Annotated in this window: 22 protein-coding genes; 14 read left to right on the top strand and 8 right to left on the bottom strand. The window is 66.7% G+C overall.

Going from position 1 to position 26,655, the window contains the following annotated elements; genetic code table 11:
- Positions 1-129: 129 nt before the first annotated feature.
- Positions 130-687, bottom strand: a complete 558-nt coding sequence (locus C563_RS0119125; RefSeq protein ID WP_018763685.1) for an NAD(P)H-dependent oxidoreductase — start codon at positions 685-687, stop codon at positions 130-132.
- A gap of 121 nt (positions 688-808) precedes the next feature.
- Here C563_RS0119125 and C563_RS0119120 point away from each other — a divergent pair, with 121 nt between their 5' ends.
- The 6 genes from C563_RS0119120 (at position 809) to C563_RS0119095 (ending at position 8,910) form a co-directional block, all read left to right on the top strand.
- Positions 809-1,420 (top strand): TetR/AcrR family transcriptional regulator, encoded by a 612-nt coding sequence (locus tag C563_RS0119120; protein WP_026265128.1) that lies wholly within the window; start codon positions 809-811, stop codon positions 1,418-1,420.
- 356 nt (positions 1,421-1,776) lie between these two features.
- Positions 1,777-2,760, top strand: coding sequence for an ABC transporter permease (locus C563_RS0119115; protein ID WP_018763683.1), 984 nt, complete (start codon positions 1,777-1,779; stop codon positions 2,758-2,760).
- A 2-nt stretch (positions 2,761-2,762) separates the two neighbouring features.
- Entirely contained in the window at positions 2,763-3,752 is a 990-nt protein-coding gene (locus C563_RS0119110) for an ABC transporter permease (RefSeq protein ID WP_018763682.1), read from the top strand.
- Positions 3,749-5,986 (top strand): ABC transporter ATP-binding protein, encoded by a 2,238-nt coding sequence (locus C563_RS0119105; protein ID WP_018763681.1) that lies wholly within the window; start codon positions 3,749-3,751, stop codon positions 5,984-5,986. The genes C563_RS0119110 and C563_RS0119105 overlap by 4 nt, the downstream gene beginning before the upstream one ends.
- A gap of 51 nt (positions 5,987-6,037) precedes the next feature.
- Entirely contained in the window at positions 6,038-7,753 is a 1,716-nt protein-coding gene (locus tag C563_RS0119100; RefSeq protein ID WP_018763680.1) for an ABC transporter family substrate-binding protein, read from the top strand.
- Positions 7,754-7,845: 92 nt separating this feature from the next.
- Positions 7,846-8,910, top strand: a complete 1,065-nt coding sequence (locus C563_RS0119095; protein WP_018763679.1) for a Gfo/Idh/MocA family protein — start codon at positions 7,846-7,848, stop codon at positions 8,908-8,910.
- A gap of 99 nt (positions 8,911-9,009) precedes the next feature.
- Here the strand turns inward: C563_RS0119095 and ald are convergent, their stop codons facing one another.
- Complete coding sequence (gene ald, locus C563_RS0119090; RefSeq protein ID WP_018763678.1) at positions 9,010-10,128, bottom strand: alanine dehydrogenase; 1,119 nt, start codon at positions 10,126-10,128, stop codon at positions 9,010-9,012.
- 233 nt (positions 10,129-10,361) lie between these two features.
- Here ald and C563_RS0119085 point away from each other — a divergent pair, with 233 nt between their 5' ends.
- Entirely contained in the window at positions 10,362-11,582 is a 1,221-nt protein-coding gene (locus tag C563_RS0119085) for a PucR family transcriptional regulator (RefSeq protein WP_018763677.1), read from the top strand.
- Between the two features lie 16 nt (positions 11,583-11,598).
- On the opposite strand, the gene C563_RS0119080 is transcribed toward C563_RS0119085, so the two are convergent.
- Genes C563_RS0119080 through ptsP form a run of 3 tightly spaced genes read right to left on the bottom strand, consistent with a single transcriptional unit; the run spans position 11,599 to position 14,575 of the window.
- Positions 11,599-12,414, bottom strand: a complete 816-nt coding sequence (locus C563_RS0119080; protein ID WP_231369933.1) for an alpha/beta fold hydrolase — start codon at positions 12,412-12,414, stop codon at positions 11,599-11,601.
- Positions 12,414-12,836 carry a helix-turn-helix domain-containing protein gene (locus tag C563_RS0119075; RefSeq protein ID WP_018763675.1) on the bottom strand — a complete coding sequence of 141 codons (423 nt, stop codon included), beginning with the start codon at positions 12,834-12,836 and terminating at the stop codon, positions 12,414-12,416. Before C563_RS0119075 ends, C563_RS0119080 begins: the two co-directional genes overlap by 1 nt.
- A gap of 53 nt (positions 12,837-12,889) precedes the next feature.
- Positions 12,890-14,575: a phosphoenolpyruvate--protein phosphotransferase gene (ptsP, locus tag C563_RS0119070; protein WP_018763674.1), complete on the bottom strand. Its 1,686-nt coding sequence runs from the start codon at positions 14,573-14,575 to the stop codon at positions 12,890-12,892.
- 161 nt (positions 14,576-14,736) lie between these two features.
- Here ptsP and C563_RS0119065 point away from each other — a divergent pair, with 161 nt between their 5' ends.
- The 6 genes from C563_RS0119065 (at position 14,737) to C563_RS0119040 (ending at position 21,206) form a co-directional block, all read left to right on the top strand.
- Positions 14,737-15,465 (top strand): TetR/AcrR family transcriptional regulator, encoded by a 729-nt coding sequence (locus C563_RS0119065; RefSeq protein ID WP_026265124.1) that lies wholly within the window; start codon positions 14,737-14,739, stop codon positions 15,463-15,465.
- A gap of 88 nt (positions 15,466-15,553) precedes the next feature.
- Entirely contained in the window at positions 15,554-17,608 is a 2,055-nt protein-coding gene (locus C563_RS0119060) for a PTS mannitol transporter subunit IICBA (protein WP_018763672.1), read from the top strand.
- A complete protein-coding gene (locus C563_RS0119055) occupies positions 17,608-18,771 on the top strand; it encodes a mannitol-1-phosphate 5-dehydrogenase (RefSeq protein WP_018763671.1) in 1,164 nt (387 codons plus the stop codon). Before C563_RS0119060 ends, C563_RS0119055 begins: the two co-directional genes overlap by 1 nt.
- 209 nt (positions 18,772-18,980) lie before the next feature.
- A complete protein-coding gene (locus tag C563_RS0119050) occupies positions 18,981-19,472 on the top strand; it encodes a GNAT family N-acetyltransferase (protein WP_018763670.1) in 492 nt (163 codons plus the stop codon).
- Between the two features lie 41 nt (positions 19,473-19,513).
- Entirely contained in the window at positions 19,514-19,951 is a 438-nt protein-coding gene (locus C563_RS0119045) for a MarR family winged helix-turn-helix transcriptional regulator (RefSeq protein WP_018763669.1), read from the top strand.
- A 28-nt stretch (positions 19,952-19,979) separates the two neighbouring features.
- Positions 19,980-21,206 carry an MFS transporter gene (locus C563_RS0119040; protein WP_018763668.1) on the top strand — a complete coding sequence of 409 codons (1,227 nt, stop codon included), beginning with the start codon at positions 19,980-19,982 and terminating at the stop codon, positions 21,204-21,206.
- Positions 21,207-21,285: 79 nt separating this feature from the next.
- On the opposite strand, the gene C563_RS0119035 is transcribed toward C563_RS0119040, so the two are convergent.
- The 3 genes from C563_RS0119035 to rraA all read right to left on the bottom strand — a co-directional run bounded on the left by C563_RS0119035 (position 21,286) and on the right by rraA (position 25,225).
- Complete coding sequence (locus C563_RS0119035) at positions 21,286-22,728, bottom strand: sugar porter family MFS transporter (RefSeq protein ID WP_026265121.1); 1,443 nt, start codon at positions 22,726-22,728, stop codon at positions 21,286-21,288.
- A gap of 211 nt (positions 22,729-22,939) precedes the next feature.
- Positions 22,940-24,604 carry an MDR family MFS transporter gene (locus C563_RS0119030; RefSeq protein WP_018763666.1) on the bottom strand — a complete coding sequence of 555 codons (1,665 nt, stop codon included), beginning with the start codon at positions 24,602-24,604 and terminating at the stop codon, positions 22,940-22,942.
- A 126-nt stretch (positions 24,605-24,730) separates the two neighbouring features.
- Positions 24,731-25,225, bottom strand: coding sequence for a ribonuclease E activity regulator RraA (gene rraA, locus C563_RS0119025; protein WP_018763665.1), 495 nt, complete (start codon positions 25,223-25,225; stop codon positions 24,731-24,733).
- 115 nt (positions 25,226-25,340) lie between these two features.
- On the opposite strand from rraA, the gene C563_RS0119020 reads away from it, so the two are divergent.
- Entirely contained in the window at positions 25,341-26,624 is a 1,284-nt protein-coding gene (locus C563_RS0119020) for an MFS transporter (protein WP_018763664.1), read from the top strand.
- Positions 26,625-26,655 lie beyond the last annotated feature (31 nt).

The raw sequence follows: 26,655 nt of genomic DNA, 5'->3' as shown, positions 1-26,655 counted from the left end.
ACCAGCTGTTGCTTGAAAGGCAACAGCTGTTGATTCCTTATTTACGCGCGCGCGATGTGGAACCCCAGGAGACGCCGGTGCCCGGCACGCGTGATGCGTACCGGGCACTGAAAAGGATGCCGGGCCGTCTTATGCCGCCGGGGTGGAGGCGGCGAGGGAGTCGAAGATGCCCTTGATCTGTTCCACGATCTCTGCGTCGTCCTTGGGGTGGACTTCGGCGAAGCGGACCATGGAGCCCGGCACGGCAAGCTTGACGTCCTCCAGGACGCGGGCGCCGGCGATGCCGGCGGCCTTGCGTGCTTCGTCCTGGGCCCAGACGCCGCCGTACTGGCCAAAAGCGGTCCCGACGACGGCGGTCGGCTTGCCTGCCAGCGCGCCGGCGCCGAAGGGGCGGGACAGCCAGTCGATGGCGTTCTTCAGCGTTGCGGGAACGGTGCCGTTGTATTCCGGCGTGACCAGCAGGACACTGTCGGCCTCCTCGGCTGCGGCGCGCAGGGCGGCGGCCGCGGCCGGCACCTCGCCTTCGACGTCGATGTCCTCGTTGTAGAAGGGGATGTTGCCCAGGCTCTCGTGGATCACAACGTCCACCTGCTCCGGTGCGTTGAGTTGGATCGCTTCCGCCAGCTTCTGGTTGGTTGACTCGGCGCGAAGGCTGCCGACGAGGGTCAGTACGGTGCTCTTGCTCATGGGAACTCCTGGCTAGGGGCGCGGCGGGGGCCGCGATCGGTCAGAGGGCAGGCTCAGGGGAGCCTTCACCAGACTAAACGGACCGCGGTCCGTTTATATTCCCCATGGCTACACTGTCTTTGTGAGTTCCATCCCAGTGCGGCCGGGTATGACGCCGGTGACGGCCGCGGAACGCAGCGATGCTGCCCGCAACCGGGAGCGCCTCCTGCTCGCTGCCCGCGACCTGATCGAACAGGGGGGCGCCGCGGCGCTCACCATGGACCGCCTGGCGGAACACGCCGGAGTGGGCAAGGGGACGGTCTTCCGGCGTTTTGGGAGCCGCGCGGGACTCATGCTGACGCTGTTGAACGACTCCGAGGCCGCGTTCCAGGCCCGATTCCTGTTTGGGCCGCCGCCCCTGGGGCCGGGCGCCTTGCCTATGGACCGGCTGATTGCTTTCGGTACCGAAAGGATCGCCTATGTGGTCGAGTACGGGGACTTGGTCCTGGCTGCTGGAAACGCCTCCCGGGGCAGGTTCGAAGTTCCGGCGGTGGCCCTCTGGAACCAGCATGTGGAAATGCTGCTGCGCGCCGGTGGCGTCGAGTCCCGGGAGCCGGGGCTGCTGGCCGGTTCCCTGACGGCGACCCTCGACCCTGAGCGGCTCCTGCACCTCATCCGGGAGCACGGCGTCACGAGCGAGCGCCTGGCCGCATCGTGGTCCGAACTTGTCACACGGGTGGCGGGGTCGGCGTAGATTACGCGGAGGAAAGCCCTTTCGTCCAGTCAAGCCAACTTCACAGAACTATTCATAACGATCTGATACGGCCCGCGGTATTTCGGGGGATTACTGCGCTTTTCGGCTGATGGCTTGTGATAGTTTCCTCTGGAATGTGACCCGCAACATAGTCCACCAGGACGTGCCCTAGAGGCGGCGGGAGGCCAGCTATCCGCTGGCCGCAGGTCCCGGGGAGGCCGGCACAACCCGTGCTCGCCCGGGGAAGACGGAAGGATCCAGCAGTGATGGTTGATGTGGGTGGCATGGCATACCAGCGGACACCGGAGTGTTTTTCGATTCACCGCACGGCGGCGCCGCGGAAGAAATAGCGCCCCATGCTCAAATACCTCGCCAAGCGCGGCATTACCTACGTGGTGATGATCTTCCTCACCACGTCCGCCGGCTACTTCCTGGCTGTCAGTTCACTCAAGCCGGCACTCCTCGAGCAGGAACGCATCCCCCGGCCCACCCCCGAACAGGTCGCCAACTCCATGCGGCTCAAGGGCCTGGACCCGGACCTCAGCCCGTGGGAGCGCTACGTTGACTGGCTCACCGGCATCATCACCCGGTGGGACTGGGGCCGGAGCCCCAACGGCGCGTACATCAACGCCGAGTTCGGGGACCGCGTCTGGATTTCAACCCGCCTTTTCCTGGCCTCGATCATCCTGACCCTGGTTATTGGCGTCGCCCTGGGCGTGTACTCGGCGGCGCGGCAGTACAAATTCCAGGACCGGGTCATCACGTCCTACAGCTACCTCGCCTACATCGTGCCCGCACCCATCGCCTACTTCCTGGTTCAGCTGGGTGCCATCAACATCAACGAATCCGTCGGTGACCGGATCTTCTTCGTCACGGGCATCTCAACCCCGGGTGTTGCACCCGGCTGGCCCCAGTTCGCCGACCTGATGGCGCACTACGTGGTGCCCACGGTGGCCATCACCCTCGTGGGCTGGGGCGCCTACCAGATCGCCCAGCGGCAGTACCTGCTGGACAACGTCAACGCCGATTTTGTCCGCACCGCCCGGGCCAAGGGCCTGAGCCGGAACCAGGCGATCGCGCGGCACGCGCTGCGGGTTTCCTTCATTCCGGTGGCCCAGAGCATCGCCTTCACCATCCCGGCCATCTTCGCCGGCGGTTTCTTCGCCGAGAAGATCTTCGCGTGGCCCGGCGTGGGGTCCTGGAGCATTGACGCCATCTCGCTGCAGGACGTCAATGCCGCCACCGCCACGCTCGCTTACGGATCAGTGATCTTCGCCTTGGGCGCCATCCTGGCGGACTTCGCCACCACGCTTGTCGACCCGAGAGTGCGGGTGCAGTAGCCATGACCAACCTGAACGCCGTTGACCCGGCAGCCGTGGCGCAGGACGCGCACCTGGAAAGCGCGGACGTCGTCATTGGCAAGTCCACCATCATCATCCGCCGGTTCCTGCGCAATAAGACTGCCGTGACGGGCTTGGCCATCTTCGTAGCCCTGACCGTCTTCTCGTTCATCGGGGGCTTCTTCACCCAGTGGGACAAGGAAACCATCGACCCCTTCAACATCGGGATGCCGCCCTCCGGCGAGCACTACCTTGGCACCTCGCAGGCGGGGATCGATCTCTACGCCATGACAGTCGAAGGAACCAGGATCTCCATCCTGATCGGCCTGGTGGTGGGCCTGGTGTCGGTGCTGATTGCCGCAGTCTACGGCTGCAGCATGGCCTACTTCGGGGGCAAGGTGGACAAAGTCATGCTGTTCATCCTGGAAGCACTGATCATGATGCCGGCGCTCCTGGTGGTGGCCGTTGCCACCAGCGGGGGCGGGGCGGGACTGAAACGCGACCTGCCGTCCTGGCTGCTGCTGATCATCGTCTTGCTCGTGTTCAGCTGGATGGGAACCGCCAGGCTGATCCGGTCCATGTCCATGTCCCTCATGCAGCGCGACTTCGTCAAGGCGGCCCAGTACATGGGCGTCCCGCCGCGCCGGATCGTTTGGCGGCACCTGGTGCCCAACATCGGCTCGCTGCTGATCCTGGACATCACCCGCGGCGTCACCGCAGCCATCCTGGCCGAGGTCGCCTTCTCCTTCATCGGCATCGGCATCAAAGTCCCCGACGTGAGCCTGGGCGTGCTGATCGGCCAGGCCACCTCCCAGGTCTCAACCTTCCCGTGGATGTTCTGGGTTCCGTTGACCGTGATGTTCCTGCTGACCGGCTCCCTGGCCATGATGAACGACGGCCTGCGCGACGCCTTTGACCCCAGCTCCACTTCCAGCGGCAAAGCCAAAAAAGCCAAAGCCCGGACTATCCGTGCGGAGAAGAAGACGCCATGAGCAGTGAAACCACCACCGGAGCCACGGACCCGTCGCAGTCGACCGTGGAGCGCCTGCACGTGGCAGGGCTGCACGCCCCCGGGGACGCCGTCCTGTCAGTCCGGGACCTGAACGTGCGGTTCAATACCGAAAACGGTGTTGTGCATGCCGTCCGCGGTATCGATTTCGACCTGCTGCCCGGCCGCACCCTGGGAATCGTGGGGGAATCGGGCTCCGGCAAATCGGTCACGTCCCTGGCCATCATGGGCTTGCTCGCGCCGACGGCCGAGGTCACCGGATCTGTCCGGCTCAAGGGCCGGGAGTTGCTCGGGCTGAGCGACAAGGCCATGTGCGAATACCGCGGCAACGAGCTCGCGATGGTCTTCCAGGACCCGTTGTCATCCCTCACCCCGGTGTTCACCGTGGGCACCCAGATCATCGAAGCACTCACCATCCACAACCCCACGATGAGCAAGAAGGCCAAGGAAGCCCGCGCCGTCGAACTCCTGGCCATGGTGGGAATCCCCAGCCCCAAGGACCGGCTGAAGGCCTTTCCGCACGAATTCTCCGGCGGCATGCGCCAGCGCGTCATGATCGCGATCGCGATCGCCAACAACCCGCGCGTCCTGATCGCGGACGAGCCGACGACGGCACTGGACGTAACCATCCAGGCCCAGGTCCTCGAGGTGCTGCACAAGGCGCAGGAGGAGACCGGCGCCGCCGTCGTCATGATCACCCACGACCTGGGCGTGGTGGCCGGAATGGCCGACGACATCATGGTCATGTACGCGGGCAAGCCGGTGGAAACCGGGGCCGTGGACCACATCTACTACAACCCGCGGATGCCCTACACCATGGGCCTGCTCGGCGCCGTTCCGCGCGTGGACGTGGCCGAGAAATCCTCGCTCGTGCCCATCGAGGGGATGCCGCCGAACCTCCTGCAGGCCCCCACCGGCTGCTCGTTCGCGCCCCGCTGCCCGCTGGCGTCGGACGCCTGCCTGGACGGCGAACCCGCCCTGGCACCCGTGGCCGACGACGGACTGCACCGCGCCGCCTGCATCAAGTCCGACTCCCTGGGCGGGACGGTGGACGTGCACGATGTCTTCGCCGCCCCGCCGGTACCGGTCTCCCGTTTTGACGCCATCCCGCGTGCTGAACGGGCCACCGTCCTGCAACTCACGGACGTCCGCAAGCACTTCCCGCTGACCAGGGGCGCCCTGATCAAGCGCAGGATTGGCACCGTCAAGGCGGTGGACGGCCTGAGCTTCGACATCCGCGAGGGCGAATGCTTCTCCATCGTGGGCGAGTCCGGCTCGGGAAAGACCACCACCCTCCTGGAAATCATGGAATTCCACCCGGACCAGGATGGCGAGGTGGTGATCGGCGGCCTGAGCAACAAGCAGGCGGCCGATGCCAAGACCAAGGGCAAGATGCGCCGCGAACTGCAGATGGTCTTCCAGGACCCCACAGGTGCCCTGGACCCGCGCTTCACGGTCTACGAGGTCCTGGCCGAACCACTGCAGAACGCGGGCATGGACCGGGCGGCCATCAAGAAGCGGATCATGGAGCTGATGAAGCTCGTGGGCCTGCAGCCGGACCACGTCAACCGGTTCCCCAACCAGTTCTCCGGTGGCCAGCGGCAGCGGATCGGGATCGCCCGGGCCCTGGCCGTGAATCCCAAGCTGGTGGTCCTGGATGAACCCGTCTCCGCATTGGACGTATCGGTCCAGGCCGGCGTCATCAACCTCCTGGACCAGCTCCGCGCCGAACTGGGCCTGAGCTACCTGCTGGTGGCCCACGACCTGTCGGTAGTGCGCCACATTTCCAACCGCGTGGCCGTGATGTACCTCGGGAAGATCGTAGAGATCGGGGCTGTGGACCGGGTGTTCGACAACCCCCGCCACCCCTACACCCGTGCCCTCCTGTCCGCCATCCCGGTACCCGATCCGCACCTGGAACGGACCCGCGAACGCATCATCCTCCAAGGCGACCTGCCCTCCCCGCTGCAAGCCCCCAAAGGCTGCAACTTCGCCACCCGCTGCCCGGTCTTCGCCGCGCTGCCGCCCGCGAAGCAGGAAAAATGCCTCACCCTCGAACCGCTCCTGGAAGCCGCGGCACCCTCGGCGGCCGTGCAGGTCCTGCAACAGGCTCCCGTGCCCGTGCCGGACCAGCAGTTCGCCTGCTTCTATCCGGACGGGGAAATTGATGAGGACATGCTGGTGGTCCATGAACCGGCGGACCACCTTGCACCCTAGGATTTTTTCGACCCACCCGCACCACCACTCGCACCAATCGAAGGGAAAACCATGAGGAAACTGAACAGGATCGGCGGGGCAGCAGCCATTGCTGCCGCCCTGACGCTGACGGCCTGCGGAGGTGGCGGTGCCAGCGGCCCCGAAACAGCCAAGGGGCAGGAGGCAGGCAGCGACCTGTCCAAGCTGATCAGCATCAACGAGAAGCCGGCAGCCGACCTCCAGCAGGGCGGCAAGGTCACCCTGCCGCTGGGCAATATCGGCCCGGACTTCAACGGCTTCTCCAACAACGGAAACAGCGCTGACAACTCTGCCCTGCAGATTCCCATGAACCCGGTCGCCATGAACAGCGGCGGCATTGGTGGCTGCTGGAAGGTGGACTTCAAGGGCAAGGTCACCGCGAACCCCGATTTCTGCGAGTCGGTGAAGAGCGAGGTGAAGGACGGCAAGCAGACCATCACCATCGAGGTCAACCCCAAGGCCACGTACAACGACGGCACCCCGATTGACGTCAAGGCCTTCAAGAACACCTGGAATATCCTCAAGAGCGCGGACGCCGGCTACGACATTGTCAGCTCCGGAGCCTACGAATTCGTGGATTCCGTTGAGGCCGGCAGCAGCGACAAGGAAGTCATCGTCAAGACGTCCCGCCCGGTTTTCCCGGTCGATTCGCTGTTCTTCGGCCTGATCCACCCCGCCGTGAACACCCCGGAGATCTTCAATGAAGGCTTCAACGGCAACATGCACCCGGAGTGGATGGCGGGGCCGTTCAAGCTGGACCAGTACGACACCGCGGCCAAGACCGTGACCCTGGTTCCGAACGACAAGTGGTGGGGCCAGAAGCCGGTCCTGGCCAACGTGACCTTCCGCCAGCTGGAGACCAGCGCACAGATCGCCGCGTTCAAGAACGGTGAGATCGATGCCATGTCCGCCAACACCATCTCGCTGTACAAGCAGCTGGACGGCACCAAGGATTCAGACATCCGCCGCGGCCAGCGCCTCTTTGCCGGTGGCCTGAACCTCAACGCCCAGCGCATCACCGACGTCAACGTCCGCAAGGCCATCTTCGCCGCCGTGGACCGCGAAGCACTCCGCAAGGTCCGCTTCAACGGCCTGAACTGGGAAGAGCCCAGCTCCGGTTCCATGATGCTGCTGCCGTTCTCCGAGTACTACCAGGACAACTACCCGGTCAAGGAAACCGGCCCCGACGCCGCCAAGAAGGTCCTCACCGACGCCGGCTACACCGCCAACGCCAGTGGCGTCATGGAGAAGGACGGCAAGCCCGCCTCCTTCAAGATCAGCAACTTCGGTGACGATCCCACCACACTGGCCGTGGCCCAGACCCTGCAGAAGCAGCTCCAGGCCGGCGGCATGGATGTGGGCATCGACCAGCGCGCCTCCGCCGACTTCGGCAAGGTCCTGGGCAGCCGCGAGTTCGACCTGAGCATCTCCGGCTACACCGTGGGCCCGGATGCCACCGACGCCGTCAAGCAGTACTACGACTCCAAGGTCAACGAGAACAAGCTGGGCGACGCCGACCTGGACAAGAAGATCGCCGACCTCGCCTCCATCGAGGACAACGCAGCGCGCAACAAGGCTGCCATGGACGTGGAGAAGGAGCACATGGCGAAGTACTACTCCATGGGCGTGGTCTTCAACGGCCCGCAGATCTCCTTCGTCCGCACCGGCCTGGCCAACTACGGCCCGTCGCTCTTCCAGAGCACCTCGCAGGTCCCGGACTGGACCACCATCGGCTGGGAAAAGAAGTAACCCACCGCGGTCCAACCAAAAAGCCGGCACCCCTGGTTCACCAGGGGTGCCGGCCCGTTTAACGCTGCGCGCTCCGCGGTAGCGTAGCTTCCATGACTGGAGCTGAAGGCGACCCCCGCACCATCCGCACCGCCGTCGTCGGCTACGGGCTGGCAGGGAGCGTGTTCCACGGCCCGTTGCTGGCAGCCAACGGCAACTATTCGCTGGACCTCATTGCCACGTCCGACGCCGGGCGGCAGGCGGCTGCCGCATCCCGGCTGCCGGGGGCGGACGTGGTGCGCGACGGCGCCGCTGTCCTTGGGCGGGCAGCTGACCTTGACCTGGTGGTATTGGCGACGCCGCCGGACACGCACTATCCGCTGGCCAAGGCGGCCCTGGAGGCTGGACTGGACGTGGTGGTGGACAAACCGTTCACGGTGACCCGCGCGCAGGGGCAGGACCTGGTTGAGGTGGCCCGGCAGCGGGGCAGGGTATTGACGGTGTTCCACAACCGGCGGTGGGACGGTGATTTCCTGACCCTGCGGAAACTGCTGGCTGCCCGGTCCCTGGGTGAGGTGACACGCTTCGAGTCCCGGTTCGAGCGCTGGCAGCCCACCATCGCCAAGCCGTGGAAAGCACGGGCCACGGCCGCGGACGGGGGAGGGGCACTGTTCGACCTTGGCAGCCACCTGGTGGACCAGGCGCTGCAGTTGTTCGGTCCCGCCACGGTGGCCCACGCCGAGCTGTCGGCGCGCCGGTCCGATGAGCGCGGGGACGATGACGTCTTCCTGGTCCTGCGGCACGAATCGGGCGTTACCAGCCACTTGGCCATGAACATGCTGTGCGCGCAGCAGGAGCCGCGCTTCCGGGTGCTTGGTTCGGTGGGCGGGTACACGAAAAACGGCGTGGACCCCCAGGAGCCCTACCTTGCCGCCGGCGGCAGCCCCCTGGACGCCGCGTACGGGCAGGAATCGCCCGAGTGGGCGGGGCTGCTGGGCCGTGACGGCCACCTGGACCGACTCCCCACGGAACGGGGGAACTACCCGGAGTTCTACCGGATCCTGGCGGACAAGATCCTCGACGGCGGCGTCAGCTCGCCGTTGCCGGCTCCCGTAGACCCGGAAGACGCTGTCGAGGTCCTAAGAATCATTGAAAAGGCACGTGAAATGGCCTCATAAGTGCCTTAACGTCGGAACGGCAGCCATCCAGAAAGCGTGCGTCAAAGCGACGAAGGAGCAGCACGCGTTGGATGACTGCCGTTCCGACGGCAACAGGGCCTAGGCCGAAACGAGCTCGTGCCAGTCGGCTACGAGCGGCAGGTTGTGCGCCTCGGACACCGAGTGGTGTGCCACGTGGCCGGCGGCGATGTTGAGGCCGGCGGCCAGTGCGGGGTCGCGGTCGAACGCGGCCTTGACGCCCAGGTTGGCCAGGGACACGGCGTAGCGCAGGGTGACGTTGGTCAGTGCGTACGTGGAGGTGTTGGGCACGGCGCCGGGCATGTTGGCCACGCAGTAGAAGATGGTGTTGTGCACCTTGTAGGTGGGTTCCTGGTGCGTGGTGGGGTGCGTGTCCTCGAAGCAGCCGCCCTGGTCCACGGCGATGTCCACCAGGACAGAACCGGGCTTCATCCGGGCCACGAGGTCGTTGGTGACCAGCTTGGGAGCCTTGGCGCCGGGGATCAGCACCGAACCAATCACGAGGTCGGCGTCCACCACTGACTTTTCGATCTCGTACTTGTTGGAGGCGACCGTCTTCAGCCGGCCCTGGTACTGGGCGTCGAGTTCGCGGAGCCGGTTGATGTTGATGTCCAGGATGGTCACGTCGGCGCCCAGGCCCAGGGCCATGGCGGCGGCGTTGGTTCCGGCCACGCCGGCGCCCAGGACAACCACCTTGGCGGGGCGGACGCCCGGGACGCCGCCCAGCAGCACGCCCTTGCCGCCGGCGGGTGCCATCAGCGAGGTGGCGCCCACCTGGACGGACAGGCGTCCGGCCACCTCGGACATCGGGGCCAGCAGCGGCAGCGTGCGGCCTTCCTGCACGGTCTCGTAGGCGATCGCGGTGACGCCGGAGTTGATGAGTTCCTGCGTCAGTTCCGGCTCTGCCGCGAGGTGCAGGTAGGTGAAGAGGATCAGGCCCTTGCGGAAGCGGTGGTACTCGGCCTTCACCGGTTCCTTGACCTTCATGACCATGTCGGCGCGGGACCAGACGTCGTCCGCCTCGTTGACGATCTCGGCGCCCGCGATCGCGTATTCCTCGTCGGTGATGCCCGAGCCCAGGCCGGCCCCGCGCTCCACCAGGACGGTGTGGCCGTGGGTGCGGAACTCGTGGACGCCGGCAGCGGTGATCGCTACGCGGAATTCGTTGTTCTTGATCTCTTTGGGGACGCCGATGATCATCGTCTGCTCCAAGGTGTGGTCCCGGCGGGCCGGGAAAGTGGAAGGATTTTCGTGTTTCAACGATAAATCCGCCTGTGAGCCAGGCGACATGGGCGGGTGTGAAGCCCGCCGGGGCAGGCGCGTGATTCCGGGGTTTTTGCCGCGCCAGGCTCGACAACTGTCGACTCCTGAAGCGTCAGGTGTCGCCTCGTGTTGGTTCGTGGGTCCGGCTGCGCAGGCAGTAGTGTGAGCCCATGCAGCAGCAGGGTGTGGAGCAACTCGTCGAACAGGTGGCACAGAAGCTTGGCCGCGGCCTATCCCTGGAGGACCTGGACGGCCTGCTGCTTGCCTACAGCTCCAACCAGTCCCACGCAGACCGAGTCCGGGTGAATTTCCTGTTGAGCAAGAAGGTCCCGGCGGATGTCAGCGCCTGGCAGCTCTCCCACGGGATCGCCACCGCCGTCCGGCCGGTGGTCATTCCGGGCAATCCGGACCTGGGCATGCTTGGCCGGGTCTGCGTCCCGCTGATGGTCCGGGGCTTCCGCGTCGGCTATCTGTGGGTGCAGCAGGACTCGGCAGAGGAAAGCCCGACGGCGATCCTCACCCAGTTGCCCGGCGTCAACCATGAGCTCGAGCTGCTTTCGGGGCTCCTGCTCGACTCGAACACGGCGGAATCAGAATTCCGGCGGGGCCGGGAGCGCGAGTTCCTGGCAGCCTGCGCCGGTGAACCCAACGCGGTGGCGGCGGTGGCGGGCTGGAAGGAAGTCCAGGGCCGCGGCCCCTGGCAGATGGTCACCATCCTCGACGCGGACGGCTGGGCCAGCGGGCCGGATCCCATCGCATCGGCCCTGATCCACCGTTCTACGGCGCTGCAGGCAACGGTGGGTGTGGATGCGGCCCTCTTCAGTGCCGGCACCGAAACCCATTCGGTGGTGCTGTTCCGCGAATCGACGGGCAGGGCCAACCACGCCCAGGTGCTGGTGCACTACCAGCTGGAGCTGGCCAAGCGCTCCGGCCGGCCGGTCCACCGGATCATCCTGGGCATCAGCGAGGGGTTCGCCAGGACGCGCCAGCTCGCAGAGGCCTACCGGCAGTCCCGGCTGGCAGCCCAGGCGGCCGCCGTCGACCCGCAGCTGGGCGAACTCGTGGACTGCCGCGCCACCGGCGTCTACCAGCTGCTCGCGTCGGCCGGCGGGGGAGTGGGTGCGTGGGCGGACTCCGGGTCCGTGTACTTCCGGATGCTTGAGGACCACGACCGCAACGGCGAGCTCATCCCCGTCCTGGAGCTGCTGTATGACAATGACGGCTCCGTCCAGGACGTGGCAACCCGGCTCCACTTGCACCGCAGCAGCATCTACAACCGGCTGGGGCGGATCCGTCAACTGCTGGGGGTGGACCCGCTGAAGGGCTTGCCGCGGCTGGAACTGCATGCCGCGCTCAAGATGCGGCGCTGGGCGGCAAGGCCCAGGATCTGACGCCAGGGAATCCCGGTTAGCGGGAGGGCGCCCCGACGAAGGACCGGATGGCCTCCGCAACCTGCCGCGGGCGCACATGTTGGACCACGTGGCCTGCCTGCGGTATTTCCACGAAACTTCCCTGCGGCACGGCCTGGGCGAGCCGGATGCACCACTCCGGCCCGGCCACCTGGTCATGGCTGCCGCGCAGGACCAGGACGGGCACATTGATGCCGGCCAGCCGCCGCTCCGTGGGGTAACCCATCATCACCGGCACTTCAGTGAGATACCAGCGCGGCCCGCAGCGGAAGTAGTCGGTGACCACAATCCAGTTGGACGAGGCACTTTCCCGGAGCAGCGCGTCCAGGAAGAGGGCCACTCCCTGCCGCAGGACGCTCCGGTGCCGGGAATCCACTACGGGTCCCATCAGGACCAGCCGGCGTGCCCGTTCGGGTGCGTAGAGCGCGGCCTCGATGGTGAACTGCACGCCCATCGAGTGTCCGACGAGGATGTAGGAGTCGATGCCGCTTGCCTTCAGTGCCTGGGCGATGAACGCGCCGTAGTCCGCCGCGGAGAGCTGCCTGCCGGGCCGGGGGGTGCCGGCGAAACCCGGCAGGTCAAAGGAGTAGGTGGGGGCGCCGGCCAGTTCGCCGTGCAAACGGCGAAGGTAGCGGTGGGAGACGCCGATGCCGTGAATGAGGACATAGGCCGGTCCGGCCGGGTTGCCTGCAGCGTCCTGTCCGGGTGCGGGCGTACCGTCAGCCCAGAACAACCTCCCCGTCAAACCATTGGCGGCCACCTCCGTAGAGCGCAGCCCGGCGTCTTTCCGGCGCAGGCCACGGGGAAACCGCACTACTCCGCCTCGCCGGCGCGGCCGGCGGCGGCCTTGTCCTGCTTGCGCTTCCGGTCCTCAAGCTTCTGGTGCTCCAGCCATGCAAGGATGTCGGCCTGCCGGATCCTGCGGTGCGAGCCGCGGTACTCCACCGGGATCTCGCCGCGGTCGGTCATGTTGCGCAGGTACGTGTGCGAGATCCCCGCCAGTTCCGCGGCCTGGGAGGTGGTCAGCATTTCCTCCACGCTGCTCACAGTCACCGTTTCGCCGCGGCCCAGCCGTGCCAGGAGATCCACGACGGCGTCCCGTGCCTGCGCGGGCAGCCGGTGGACGGTGCCGTCAACGAAGACGGTGATGTCGTTGCTGTCCTCCAGGGCGCGCGCAAGGCTGCCGGCCTCGCCTGCGGGCAGGCCGGCCGTAACGCGGGGGGCTATCAATGCCATGGACGTAGCCTATCCCGCGTCCGGCTGCCGGCAGGCGAGGCCGTTCCTCCGGATCAGAGCCCCAGTTCCTCCAGGACCGGCAGTTTCTCCCGGACCCATGCGCGGGCTTCCGTGGCGCTCGGCGCGGAGAGGGCAAGTCTTGCCAGTTCCTGGGCCTCGGAGAGCGTCACCGTCTTCAGCACGGCGGCCACCGCGGCGAGCGAGCGGGCCGTCATGGACAGGGTGGTCACGCCAAGCCCGGTGAGGACGACGGCGAGGGCGGGGTCCGCGGCAGCCTCACCGCAGACACCCACGGGCTTGTTGTGGCCTTCGGCCCTGGACCCTTCAACCGTGAGCCCGACGAGGCGCAGGACCGCGGGCTGCCACGGGGTGTTCAGGTTGGCCAGGGGGCCGAGCTGGCGGTCGGCGGCCATGGCGTACTGGGTGAGGTCGTTGGTGCCCAGGCTGGCGAAGCCCACTTCGCGGAGGATCGCTTCGGCGGTGAGGGCGGCGGAGGGGACCTCCACCATGACGCCAGGGGTCTTGATGCCGGCGTCCGCGCACATGGAGGCGAAGCGCGCGGCTTCCTCGGCGGTGGAGATCATGGGGGCCATGACCCAGACGTCGGCCTCGGACTGCTGCTGGGCCAGTGCGATGGCTTCCAGCTGCCGGTCCAGGACGCCGGGAGTGGTGAAGTCGGTGCGGTAACCGCGGACCCCCAGGGCCGGGTTGGGTTCCGTGGAGTCGGTCAGGAAGGGCAGGGGCTTGTCGGCGCCGGCGTCCAGCGTGCGCAGGACCACTTTCTTGCCGGGGAACGCGTCGAAGACGCTCTTATAGGCAGCGGCCTGCTCTTCGACGCTGGGTTCTGTGTCGCGTTCCAGGAAACAGAACTCGGTGCGGAACAAGCCCACACCCTGGGCTCCGAGCTTCGCAGCAGCCTCGGCGTCCTTGCCGCCGCCCACGTTGGCGAGCAGCGGCACCTCGTGGCCGTCCGCCGTCGTGCCCGTGCCGTTGAATTCTGCCAGCAGCGACGCCGTGGCAGCCCAGGCCTCGGCTGTCGCCCGGAGGGTCTCGTCCGGTTCCGAGGTGATGTTGCCGGCGGCGCCGTCGACGTACACTTCGGTGCCGTCCGCGAGTTCGTCAACGCCGACGGCGGCAACGACTGCCGGCAGGCCCAGGGACCGGGCGATGATGGCCGTGTGGGACTGCGGGCCACCTCCAGCGGTGACCAGCGCCAGGACCTTGTTGGGGTCCAGCGTGGCGGTGTCGGCCGGCGCCAGGTCCTCGGCCACCAGGACGAATGGGGTGTTGGAGGCGGGGATGCCGGGGGCGGGAACCCCGCGGAGCTCCGCGACGATCCGGGCACGGACGTCCAGGACGTCGGTGGCGCGTTCGGCCATGTAGCCGCCCAGGTTGTGCAGCATCTCGGAAACCGAGGAGCCGGATTCCCAGATGGCGCGTTCAGCGGAGGTCCCGCGCGCCACAAGCTTGGCCGCGCCCTTGATGAGCATGGTGTCCTTGGCCATCAACGCAGTGGCTTCCAGGACGGCCTTGCCGTCACCCACGGCATGGGTGGCCCGGTCCTTCAATTCGTCGTGCACGGCCTGGGCCGCGGCCTTCAGTGCTGCAGTCGCTTCCTCGGCAGTGGTGCCGGCCGCCAGCTGCTCGCCTGCGGGCGGCTCGCTGATTGGTTTGGGCATCTGGCGGATGGTGCCGATGACGCGGCCCGGACTGACGCCTACTCCTGGGAAGTTCTGCACTGAAGGTCCTCATTCTCTGCCGGTAGACAGGCCCGCCAAGGTCTCCGGCGCCGTGCCGGGGCTGCCCGGTGGACTGCTACGTCCAGGGCAGGAAACGTGCCTGAAAAAATTGTATGTGATTCAGTTCATATAGCAACGCTATAGGTGCTAGGGTAGCGGTTATGAGTTTGGATGGCCAGCTTCCCCCCAAAATGCGGCTGCTCCGCGCAGCCGCGGAGTTGCTGGCAAATTCCGCGGGAGCGCCGGTGTCCACCCGCCAGATCACCCAGCTGGCGGGCGTTTCGGCGCCCACGCTGTACCACCACTTCGGTGACAAGGAAGGACTGTTCGACGCCGTCGTCGCCGCAGGGTTTGAGGAATATGTCGCGGGCGAAAGGGATTTTGCCCCTTCCGGACAGCCGCTTGAGGACATCCGGAGAATGTGGGACAACCACGTCCAGTTCGGCCTGAACCAGCCCGAGCTGTACCTGGTGATGTTTGGCAACATCCGCCCGGAGAGCCGGCCCGCCATCGTGGCGGACGCCGAGTCGCTGATGGAGGAGATGCTGAACAAGGCAGCGGCGGCGGGCCAGCTGAACGTCCAGCCCAGGGAAGCGGCCAGGTCCATCCTGGCGGCCAACGTGGGCGTGACGTTGATGCTGATTGCGGAGTCTGCCGCCGAGAGGAACCTCGAATTGTCCACCATGACCCGGGACGCCATGATCTTCGCGGTGTCCGCCGATCCCGCCAGCGGCCCGGCCGCGGGCAGCACCGGAAAATCCTCGGTGGTGGTGGCAGCGATCGCCCTGAACGCCGCACTTCAGGCCTCGCACTCTGACCAGCTTTCCAGCTCGGAACTCAAGCTTTTCCTCGAATGGCTGCACCGGATCTCCACCAGCACCGCCGGCTAAGCCCCAATCAGCGCATTACCCAGCACTACGTCGTCGTAATCATTCGGACCATCCTGCGGAGCAGCAGGAATGACGGTTAGGAAATCACATGGCAACAGAGACAGTTGCAAAACCCCGCACCAGCGCGCGCGTGCACGTCCAAAAGTTCGGGACATTCCTGTCCGGCATGATCATGCCCAACATCGGGGCGTTCATCGCCTGGGGCATCATCACCGCCCTCTTCATTGAGAAGGGCTGGCTGCCGGTGCCGCAGCTGGGTGGATTCGGCGAGACCGACGGGAAGCCCAACATCGGCCTCGTTGGCCCCATGATCACCTACCTGCTGCCCCTGCTGATCGGCTACACCGGCGGCAAGATGGTCTACGACGTCCGCGGCGGCGTGGTGGGTGCCATCGGCACCATGGGTGTGATCGTCGGTGCCGGCATCCCCATGTTCATCGGCGCCATGATCATGGGCCCGCTGGGCGGCTGGACCATGAAGAAGATCGACATGCTGTGGGAAGGCAAGATCCGCCCCGGCTTCGAGATGCTGGTCAACAACTTCTCCGCCGGCATTTGGGGTGCCTTGCTGGCCCTGCTGGGCTTCTACGGCATATCGCCCCTGGTCACTGCGTTCAGTACTGCTGCGGGCAACTTCGTGCAGTTCCTGGTCCACAACGGCCTCCTGCCGCTGACCAGCATTTTCATCGAGCCGGCCAAGGTCCTGTTCCTGAACAACGCCATCAACCACGGCGTGCTCACCCCCCTGGGCGTCCAGCAGTCGCTGGACCAGGGCAAGTCCATCCTGTTCCTGCTCGAAGCCAACCCCGGCCCCGGCTTGGGTATCCTGCTCGCGTACACGTTCTTCGGCCGCGGCGCAGCCAAGGCGTCGGCCCCCGGCGCAGCCATCATCCAGTTCTTCGGCGGCATCCACGAGATCTACTTCCCGTACGTCCTGATGCGCCCGCTGCTGATCCTCGGCGCCATCGCCGGCGGCATGACCGGCATCGCCACCCTCGCCGTCACCAACTCCGGCCTGGTGGCACCGGCCGCCCCGGGCTCCATCTTCGCCGTGCTGGCCCAGACCTCCCGCGACAGCTACTTCGGTGTGATCCTGTCCGTGGTCCTCGCGGCGGCAGTTTCCTTCCTGGTGTCCTCGGTCATCCTGCGGACCACCAAGCACAGCGATGAGGCGGACCTCGGCGACGCCACCGCCCGCATGGAAGAGATGAAGGGCAAGAAGAGCTCGGTTGCCTCAACCCTCACCGGCGCCGGCGTCGGAACTGCCGCGGGTGCGGCCGCCGGCCGCGGTGGGGTAGGCGTCCTGGCCGGCCCGGTGCGCAACGTGGTGTTCGCCTGCGACGCCGGCATGGGCTCCAGCGCCATGGGAGCCTCGGTGCTGCGGAACAAGATCAAGGCCGCCGGGTTCCCCGACGTCAAGGTCACCAACGCCTCGATCGCCAACCTCACCGACAGCTACGACGTCGTGGTCACCCACCAGGACCTCACCGAGCGTGCCAAGCCCGCGACGTCCAGCGCCGTGCACTACTCCGTGGACAACTTCATGAGCAGCCCGCGGTATGACGAGATTGTTGAACTGGTCCGCGAGAGCAACACCGAGCGCGAAGGCTCGGCCGACGCCGGCGCCACCCACGGTGCGCACGCCGCCGAAGCCCCGGTGGACGCTGCGCCCGCTGCCGCGGCAGGAACCGCCGCTTCCACGGCCGGGACCTCCGAGATCCTGGCACGGGAGAGCGTGGTCCTGACGGGTTCGGCCACCACCCGCGACGCTGCCATTGACGAAGCCGGCAGGCTCCTGCTGGCCCGGGGTGCCGTGGATGAGGGCTACATCGCCGCCATGCACGAGCGCGAGGAATCGGTGTCCACCTACATGGGCAGCTTCCTGGCCATCCCGCACGGCACCAACGCCGCCAAGGACCACATCCGCAAGTCCGCGGTGTCCGTGATCCGCTACCCCGAAGGCATCGACTGGAACGGCAAGGAAGTGAAGTTTGTGGTGGGTGTCGCAGGCATCAACAACGAACACCTGCACATCCTGTCCTCCATCGCCAAGGTCTTCACGAACAAGGAGCAGGTGGCCCGGCTCGAGGCTGCCACGTCCGAGGATGAAGTCCTGGAGCTTTTCGGAAAGGTCAACTCATAGTGAAGGCAGTACATTTTGGCGCCGGCAACATCGGCCGCGGCTTCGTGGGCCTGCTCCTGCACGATGCCGGCTACGAGGTGGTGTTCGCGGACGTGGCCGATGAACTGATCACCCGGCTGGCGGCCGCGGACAGCTATGCGGTCCACGAGGTGGGTGAGAACCCCGCCGTGCGGACCGTGGACAACTTCCGGGCGCTGAATTCCAACACCCAGGAGGCTGAGCTGGTCGCGGAAATCGCGACCGCGGATATCGTCACCACAGCGGTGGGTCCGCACATCCTGAAGTTCGTGGCGCCCGTGATCGCCAAGGGCATCGTCGCCAGGGAGCCCGGCCGGGCTCCCCTGCAGGTGATGGCCTGCGAGAACGCCATCAACGCCACGGACATCCTGGCCAAGGAAGTGGCCGCCCAGCCAGGCGCCGCAGCCGGGGCCCTGGATGGGAAGGTGGTCTTCGCGAACACGGCCGTGGACAGGATCGTGCCCAACCAGGAGCCCGGCCAAGGCCTGGACGTCACCGTGGAAACCTTCTACGAATGGGTCATCGACCGCACCCCGTTGGGTGACTCCGCGCCCGTGATCCCCGGGGCCACCTTCGTGGACGACCTCTCGCCGTACATCGAACGGAAGCTCTTCACCGTGAACACCGGGCACGCCTCCGCCGCCTACCTGGGGTTTGAGGCGGGGCTGGAAAAGATCTCCGACGCCATGGCGGACCAGGATGTGGCGGAAGATGTCCGGGCGGTGCTGGAGGAGACCAAACAGCTCCTGGTGGCCAAGCACGGGTTCAGCAACGACGAGCAGGAGGCGTATGTCCAGAAGATCCTGGTCCGGTTCTCCAACCCCTACCTGCCGGACACCGTCAACCGGGTGGGCCGCGCCCCGCTGCGGAAGCTGAGCCGCCACGAGAGGTTCATCGGCCCGGCGGCGGAGCTGGCAGAACGCGGCGTGGTGCCGGAGGCCCTGCTGGGCGCGATCGCTGCCGCACTCCGCTTCAACGATCCCGCAGACGCCGAGGCCACCGAACTCGCGGGCATCCTCGGCTCCGCCAGCCCGGCTGATGCCACGGCCAGGATCACCGGACTTGAAGCGGACCACCCGCTGTTCAGCGCCGTCGCCACCCTCGTGGAGGAACGGCAGGCCGAACTGGCAGGCGCCCCCGCCTGACGCGCGCCATCCCAGCGACGCCGGCACCCACTTCATCGCAGGAGTGGGTGCCGGCGTTCGTCCGTCGTGCAATACCCCGGAAACCCCCGCTCACCTTTTGCCCGCTTTCCCGCAACGCCCGCTCACCTTTTGCCCGCTTTCCCCAAACCTCCGCTCAGATCCTGTGCCAAGCTGGGCAGGTGACCGATACCCAACCTGCCGTGACTCCCTTGCTGACCGCCGACGTCGACGGCGGTACGTTCCGCCTCCGCCATGCCACCCCTGCCGACCTCCCGGCCATGGTGCAGCTGCTCGCCGACGACGCCCTGGGCGCCGGCCGCGAGACCGCACAGGACATGGGGCCCTACCAGCGGGCCTTTGACGCGATCGACGCCGACCCCGCCCACCTCTTGATCGTCGGCGAGACCCTGCCGGTGGGGGACCAGGCCGGCCCCGTGGTGGCCACCTTCCAGCTCAGCTTCCTTCCCGGCATCTCCCGGCAGGGTGCCTGGCGTTCGCAGCTCGAGGGCGTCCGCGTTGCCGCGTCCCTTCGCGGGCAGGGCCTGGGGAAGCTGATGGTGGGCTGGGCCGTCGCGGAGTCCCGGCGCCGGGGTTGCACCCTGATGCAGCTGACCACGCACCACAGCCGCAGCGCGGCGCACCGGTTCTACGAGCAGCTGGGCTTCGAGGCCAGCCATGTCGGGATGAAGTTGACGCTCTGAGCCTTGACTGTTAGGTGCCCTAAATGTTAGGCTACCTAACGATGAACGACGATAACGCACTCCAGGAACTTGCCAGCGGATTCCGCGAGGCCCTCCGCCACAGCGTCTACCTGGTCCGGCGCCTCGACGCCGACGGTGAACTCAGCGCCGCCCAGCTCAGCACCCTCAAAATGCTGCTTGACGAGGGCCAGCGCGTCGGCGAGATCGCCCGCAATCTCGGGGTCCGCGTCCCCAGCGCCACCGAGCAGATCATCAAGCTCGAGCGCGCCGGGCTGGCCCGCCGTGAACCGGACCCGAACGACTCCCGCGCTGTCAGGGTGATCCTGACCCCCGAGGGCCGGGAAGCCGTCGACTCGGCAAACCGGCGCCGCAACCAGGTGATGGCAGGCATCCTGAGCACCCTCAGCGACCAGGACCGCAAAGCCCTGGCTGACGCGCTGCCGGTCATCGACAAAATCAACGCTTCCCTCCAGAACTGAACCAGTGACGAATTTAGGAGTACCCTCCATGGACGGCCAGCTCGCAGAAACCCTGCCGGCACCAGAAAACACCCTGCAGGCTGAAAAGGCCTCATTCCTCAAGCAGCCGAAGGCGGTGTGGGCCACCGCGCTCGCTGCAGTGTTCGCCTTCATGGGCATCGGCCTGGTGGACCCCATCCTCCCCGCCATTGCCACCAACCTGCAGGCGAGCCCCAGCCAGGTCTCGCTGCTCTTCACCAGCTACTTCCTGGTCACTGCACTCGCCATGCTGATCACAGGGTTTGTCTCGTCACGGATCGGCGGCAAAAAGACCCTCCTGATCGGCCTGGCCGTCATTGTCGTCTTCTCCTCGCTCTCCGGCCTGTCTGCCAGCGTCAGTGAGCTGGTGGGCTTCCGGGCCGGCTGGGGATTGGGCAACGCCCTGTTCGTGGCCACGGCCCTTGCCGTCATTGTCGGCGTCGCCAGCGGCGGTGCCGGGACCGCTATCATCCTCTACGAAGCCGCCTTGGGCCTGGGCATCTCGCTCGGCCCGCTCCTGGGCGCCCTCCTGGGCGGCTGGCAGTGGCGCGCGCCGTTCTTCGGCACCGCCGTCCTCATGGCGGCCGCCTTCATTGCCCTCATTGCCCTGCTGCCCAAGACGCCGCTGCCCGAGCGCAAGGTCCGCCTGCGGGACCCCTTGCTGGCACTGGGCCACAAGGGACTGCGGACGACGGCGGCGAGCGGCCTGTTCTACAACTACGGCTTCTTCACCATCCTGGCTTTCACCCCGTTCATCCTGGGCATGAACGCCTACGGAATCGGCGGCGTCTTCTTCGGCTGGGGCGTGGCCGTGGCTGTGTTCTCCGTCTTCGTGGCACCGCCGCTGCAGGCCCGCTTCGGTGCCGTCAAGGTGCTGACCGGCACGTTGTTCCTGCTCATGCTGGACCTGGCCGGGCTGGGCCTGGCGGCGGGGCACTCGGTGCCGGCCGTCGTCGTCCTGGTGATCGTCGCCGGTGCCCTGCTGGGCGTCAACAACACCATCTACACGGAACTGGCCATGGGTGTCTCCGATTCGCCCCGCCCGGTGGCGTCCTCCGGCTACAACTTCGTCCGCTGGATGGGCGGCGCGCTGGCCCCGTTCGCGGCTGCACAGCTCGGTGAGCACTTTGGCCCGCAGGTTCCGTTCTTTGCCGGCGCGGCGGCCATGGTGGTGGCCATCCTGATCGCCCTCGGCGGCCGGACCTACCTCTCCTCACACGAACCGCACGTGGTGTAAGCGGCCCGACAACAAACAAACCCTCCATCTCGCCAGGTGATGGAGGGTTTTGTTGTTTCCAGCGAAAGCCGGGGCGGCGTTACGAGGCCTTCTTGGAACCCTTGGGCACGAACAGCGTCTCTGCCTGCTCCAGGGACATTCCGTTGGTCTCCGGCACCTTGAACATCACGAAGAAGAAGGAAGCCGCCGCGAACAGCGCGTACATGGCGTACGTCAGGGGCAGCGAGCCTGCGGCCATCACCGGGAAGCTGAGGGTGATGGCGAAGTTGGCCACCCACTGCGCGGCAGCTGCCAGGCCCAGGGCCCGGGCGCGGATCTTGGATGGGAAGATCTCGCCCAGGAGCACCCACACCAGCGGTCCCCAGGACGCGCCGAAGCTGATCACGAACACGTTGGCTGCCACGAGCGCCACCGGTCCCCAGGCGCCCGGCAGGGTGATGTCCTCGCCGCTGCCCGTTGCCGAGGAGAACGCAAGGGCCATGGCGCCCAGGGACACCGCCATTCCCACGGAGCCGGTGAGGAGGATGGGGCGCCGCCCAATACGGTCCACGAGGGCAATGGCCACCAAGGTAACCAGGATGTTGGTGACCGCCGTTGCCACTGAAATGGCCAGCGAGTCCTTTTCCTGGAACCCGACGGCCTTCCACAGGGTGGTGGAGTAGTAGAAGATCACGTTGATGCCCACGAACTGCTGCAGCACGGACAGGATGATGCCCACCCACACCACCGCCTGCAGGCCAAACGCCTTGCCGCGCAGGGAACCCTTTTGGCCGGCCAGCTTGTCTTCCTCGATGGCTTCCCGGATGTCGCGGATGTGCCGGTCGGTGTCCTCGGCGGGCGCAATCGAATCGAAGACCTTCCGTGCCTGGTCCTCCTTGCCCTGGAACACCAGGAAGCGCGGGGATTCAGGCAGCGTGAAGGCCACCCAGCCGTACACGACGGCGGGAACGGCGGCGGCAAGGAACATCCACCGCCAGGCCTCGATACCGAGCCAGAACGACTGGTCCGCGCCACCGGCCGTCGTGGCCAGGAGCGCATCGGAGAGCAGGGCCGCGAAGATACCGGTGGTGATGGCCAGCTGCTGCAGGGAGGCCAGGCGTCCCCGGACCTTGCGCGGTGAAATCTCGGAAATGTAGGCGGGGGCGATCACGGATGCCAGGCCGATGCCCAGGCCGCCCACCAGGCGCCAGAAGATCAGGTCCCAGACGCCGAAGCAGAAGCCCGTGCCCACGGCGCTGACCAGGAAGAGCAAGGCGCCCAGCTTCATGGCGGGAATGCGGCCGTAGCGGTCCGCCACCTTGCCGGCCAGGAAGGCCCCGGCGGCGCAGCCAAGCAAGGCGATGGCGACGGCGAAGCCGGTCACGGCCTCGGACAGTGCGAATTCTTCCTTCATGGCGTCCACGGCACCGTTGACCACGGACGAATCGAAGCCGAAGAGGAATCCGCCCACCGCCCCCGCGAGCGCCAGCCAGATCACCCGCCGTGGAATCCGGGTGGTTGTCTGCTCCTGTGCAGTGGGCATGGTTCTCCCTGGTGTTGGGGGTTTATGGATGCGGTGCGGACGTCGTCGGCTGCTGTACCGGCCCGAAGGGCCGGCGCACACGCGCTAAACAGTGTGGCACGCCACCGCCGCAGGTTCCACTTGGCGCCCCTTGCCCCACAACTTGCCCCGCAACGAAAAACGACGACGGCGGGCCGTGCCGCCGTCGTCGTTTCTCCGTGCGCTTCCGGGCCTAGTGGGCCGGAATCTGCATGTCGTCCTTGTCCTGCGGCGAGGCCTTCTGGTCCGTCAGCTTCTTCCGCGGCAACGCAAAGCTGATGAGGAACGCCAGGCCCGTCAGGGCAGCAGCGGTCAGCATCACGGTGTCGATCGAGGTGGCGAAGCCTTCGGTGATGGGCCTGGTCAGGGTGGAGTTGGCCGTGTGCAGCCAGCTGGTGTCGTTCAGCGAATCGTTGGAGGCGCCGTTCTTGAAGAAGTCATACAGCTTGGCGTTGGCGGGATCGGACGCGACGGCGGGGTCCTTCAGGACGGCGAGGTAGGCAGGATCCGTGGTGGCGCTCTTCATGCCGTCCGCGATCCGGCTGGCGGCCAGGCTGAAGAGCATGGAGATGAACACGGCGGTACCTACGGCGCCGCCCATGGAGCGGAAGAACGCCGCGGAGGAGGTGCCTACGCCCATGTCGCGCGGCGGAACGGAGGTCTGCATGGCAAGGGTGAGGGGCTGCATGCAAAAGCCCAGGCCCACGCCGAAGAACACGGCGATGAGGCCGGGAACCCACAACCCGGTGTCCACGCCCAGGGAGAAGCCCATCACCAGGGCGGCAGCGGTCAGGATGCCGGTGCCCATGATGGGGAAGATGCGGAACGTTCCGGACGCGGAAATGGTGCGGCCGGCGGTGATGGAACCGAACAGGATGCCCACCGTGAAGGTGATCATCATCAGGCCCGCCTGTGTGGGGGTGAGGCCCTTCACCAGCTGCAGGTACATGGGAAGCATGGCGATGGCGCCGAACATGCCGATGCCGATGATGAAGTTCAGCAGCGAGGACAGCCCGAACGTGACGTTGTGGAAGAGCCGCAGCGGGATCAGGGCGTAGTCGCCGGCGCGCTTCTCGGCGAGCAGGAACCAGGCAATGCCCACGACGCCCAGGCCGTAGCAGAGGAAGGAGTTGACCGAGGCCCAGCCCCAGGAGCGGCCCTGCTCGGCCACCAGCAGGAGCGGAACGATCGCCACCGTGATGGCCGCGGCGCCCCAGTAGTCGATCTTCTGCTTCAGGTGCTTCGCCGGCAGGTGCAGGAACAGGAACACCACCGTCAGGGCGGCAAGGCCGATGGGGATGTTGATGAAGAAGACCCAGCGCCAGCCGTCAAAGCCCAGGATGTTGGCTGATCCGGCGAACGCGCCGCCCACCACAGGGCCGAGAACCGAGGAAATACCGAAGACGGACATGAAGTAGCCCTGGAACTTGGCACGGTCCTTGAGGGAGACGATGTCGCCGATGATGGTCAGCGCCAGGGCCAGCAGCCCGCCCGCGCCGAGGCCCTGGATGCCGCGGGCAATGGCCAGTTCGGTCATCGAGTGCACCGAGCCCGCGTACAGCGAACCCACCAGGAAGATGGCGATGGCCGTCAGGTACAGCGGCCGGCGGCCGAAGATGTCGCTCAGCTTGCCGTACAGCGGGGTGCTGACGGTGGACGTGATCAGGTACGCGGTGGTGGCCCACGCCTGCAGCGAGAGCCCGTCGAGATCGTTGGCGATGGTGTAGATGGACGTCGAAACGATGGTCTGGTCCAGGGATGCGAGGAACATGCCCAGCATCAGGCCAACCATTACCGTGACGATCTGGCGTTGCGTCAGTGTTTCTCCGGCGCGGGGCGCGGCAGAGGCTTTGGACATGGAAGCTCCAGGGGAAGAAAAGGATATAAGCAGCGATAGTTGCTTTCAGTAACTATCTTACTCGCACTTTTTATTCCCCGCCCTGCCAACTTTCTGCGGTTGCCGTTGCCGGGCGGCGCTCCCTGCCTAGGCCTCCACGAGGATGCCGTCCGGGTCGCACCAGATGGCGGCCCCGGCACGGATGGTCACGCCGTCGATCACCACGTCCACGTCGACCTCCCCGGCGCCGGCCTTCAGGCTCTTCTTCGGGTTGCTGCCGAGTGCCTTGACCCCAAGGTCCAGCCGGGCAAGGGCCTCCCGGTCCCGGATGGCGCCATTGATCACGACGCCGGCCCAGCCGTTCGCCACGGCGCTTTCGGCGATCATGTCCCCCATGAGGGCCGTCCCCAGCGATCCGCCGCCGTCCACCACCAGGACGGCGCCGTTCCCCGGGGATGCGAGCGTCGACTTCACCAGGGCGTTGTCCTGGAAGCACCGGATGGTCCGGGCCGGGCCGTTGAAATGCGTCCGTCCGCCCAGCGACTGGAACTGCAGGGAGATCGATGCCAGTTCGGAGCCGCGTTCGTCATAGAGGTCTGCAGTGTTCACGGCTGGGTTTCCTGCGGGAGTGGGTGCGCTCATCTGTTGCTCCTTGGTCTTCAGTGACGGGGCACCGGGGCGGGGCCCCGCGGCCAGGTACGGCCCACGATAGTCTGATTCCCACCGCCAACCGGCCGCACCAGGGGGAGCCAAGCCAATGAGTCTGTCCAAGAAGCCTCTGCCGCCGGGCGGCTCCGCACCGGAAAGTGCGACGGCGGCGCTCGCCGAGCCGGTGCAGAAGGTCACCGCTCGGTGGGTCACCGGCCTGGTGTTGGTGAACGTCGGCATCAACGCCGCCTTCTTCGGCCCGATCAACGTGTTCATCGGCCAACAGGCCATCAGTATCGATGCGCCCAGCAAGGAAGCCATCCTTTCCTTGGTGACGGCCTGCGGTGCCGCCGTGTCCTTGGTGGCCAACCCGCTTTTCGGCGCCCTCTCGGACCGGACCACCTCGCGCTTTGGCCGCCGTGCCCCGTGGATTTTGGCAGGGGCGGTGCTGGCGACGGCGGCCCTGCTGGCGATGTCGTTTTCCGGCGCCGTGGCGCTCATGGTGCTTTTCTGGTGCCTGGTGCAACTGGGTGCGAACGCCGCCTATGCTGCCATCACCGCCGCCGTCCCGGACCGGGTGCCCGTGGCCCAGCGCGGCGGCGTGGGCGGGCTCGCGGCCATGGGCCAGACCCTGGGCATCCTCACCGGCGCCGTCTTCGGGGCGGTGGTTGCCGGCAACTTCATGGTGGGCTACTGGCTGTGCGCCGCGGCCCTCCTGCTGTCCGTCCTGCCGTACCTCTTCCACCGGAACGATCCCGTCCTGCCGGCGTCGGAACTGGAGGCTTTCCGCCCCCGCGTCTTTGCCAAGGGCTTCTGGATCAGCCCGGCGCGGTATCCGGACTTCGCCTGGGCGTGGCTGACGCGGTTCCTGGTGAACGTGGGCAACCAGCTGACCATCGTGTACCTGCTGTTCTTCCTGCGGGACGTGATCGGCTACCCTGACCCGGCCGCGGGGGTACTGGTCCTGACCGGCATCTATGCGGTGATGGTGATGATCACTGCCGTGCTGGCCGGTCCCTGGAGCGACAGGGTGGGCAGGCGGAAGCCATTCGTCATCGGTTCATCCGCCACGATCGCCATGGCCGGGGCCATCATGGCGTTCTTCCCCGTGTGGCCGGGCGCCCTCGCGGGGGCAGCGGTCCTGGGCATCGGCTTCGGTGCCTACCTCGCGGTGGACTTCGCTCTGCTGACCCAGGTCCTCCCGTTCGCCGTCAGCCGCGGCAAGGACATGGGCGTAATCAATGTGGCCAACTCCCTGCCCCAGGTGGTTGCCCCGGCCCTGGCGCTGGGGGCCGTGACGTACGCGGGCGGCTACCGGACCTTGTTCCTCACCGCCGCCGTCATCGGGCTTTTGGGCGCTGTTTTCGTCGTCAAGATCAAGGGCGTGGACTGACCCGAAGGCGGCCGAAGGTAAGCCCGCTGAC

This window comes from Arthrobacter sp. 135MFCol5.1 (genome assembly GCF_000374865.1).
Lineage (GTDB): Bacteria > Actinomycetota > Actinomycetes > Actinomycetales > Micrococcaceae > Arthrobacter.
Note: the sequence above shows the minus strand (reverse complement) of the source record. Positions and strands in the feature narration are given on the sequence as shown.

Bases quoted from the DNA above. Each gene is read 5' to 3' on its own strand.
- C563_RS0119060 (WP_018763672.1), top strand. From the start codon at position 15,554: ATGGCAACAGAGACAGTTGCAAAACCCCGCACCAGCGCGCGCGTGCAC.
- C563_RS0119105 (WP_018763681.1), top strand. From the start codon at position 3,749: ATGAGCAGTGAAACCACCACCGGAGCCACGGACCCGTCGCAGTCGACC.
- C563_RS0119065 (WP_026265124.1), top strand. From the start codon at position 14,737: ATGAGTTTGGATGGCCAGCTTCCCCCCAAAATGCGGCTGCTCCGCGCA.
- C563_RS0119125 (WP_018763685.1), bottom strand. From the start codon at position 687: ATGAGCAAGAGCACCGTACTGACCCTCGTCGGCAGCCTTCGCGCCGAG.
- C563_RS0119100 (WP_018763680.1), top strand. From the start codon at position 6,038: ATGAGGAAACTGAACAGGATCGGCGGGGCAGCAGCCATTGCTGCCGCC.
- C563_RS0119110 (WP_018763682.1), top strand. From the start codon at position 2,763: ATGACCAACCTGAACGCCGTTGACCCGGCAGCCGTGGCGCAGGACGCG.
- rraA (WP_018763665.1), bottom strand. From the start codon at position 25,225: ATGAGCGCACCCACTCCCGCAGGAAACCCAGCCGTGAACACTGCAGAC.
- C563_RS0119035 (WP_026265121.1), bottom strand. From the start codon at position 22,728: ATGCCCACTGCACAGGAGCAGACAACCACCCGGATTCCACGGCGGGTG.
- ald (WP_018763678.1), bottom strand. From the start codon at position 10,128: ATGATCATCGGCGTCCCCAAAGAGATCAAGAACAACGAATTCCGCGTA.
- C563_RS0119095 (WP_018763679.1), top strand. From the start codon at position 7,846: ATGACTGGAGCTGAAGGCGACCCCCGCACCATCCGCACCGCCGTCGTC.
- C563_RS0119040 (WP_018763668.1), top strand. From the start codon at position 19,980: ATGGACGGCCAGCTCGCAGAAACCCTGCCGGCACCAGAAAACACCCTG.
- C563_RS0119085 (WP_018763677.1), top strand. From the start codon at position 10,362: ATGCAGCAGCAGGGTGTGGAGCAACTCGTCGAACAGGTGGCACAGAAG.
- C563_RS0119030 (WP_018763666.1), bottom strand. From the start codon at position 24,604: ATGTCCAAAGCCTCTGCCGCGCCCCGCGCCGGAGAAACACTGACGCAA.
- C563_RS0119115 (WP_018763683.1), top strand. From the start codon at position 1,777: ATGCTCAAATACCTCGCCAAGCGCGGCATTACCTACGTGGTGATGATC.
- C563_RS0119075 (WP_018763675.1), bottom strand. From the start codon at position 12,836: ATGGCATTGATAGCCCCCCGCGTTACGGCCGGCCTGCCCGCAGGCGAG.
- C563_RS0119020 (WP_018763664.1), top strand. From the start codon at position 25,341: ATGAGTCTGTCCAAGAAGCCTCTGCCGCCGGGCGGCTCCGCACCGGAA.
- C563_RS0119045 (WP_018763669.1), top strand. From the start codon at position 19,514: ATGAACGACGATAACGCACTCCAGGAACTTGCCAGCGGATTCCGCGAG.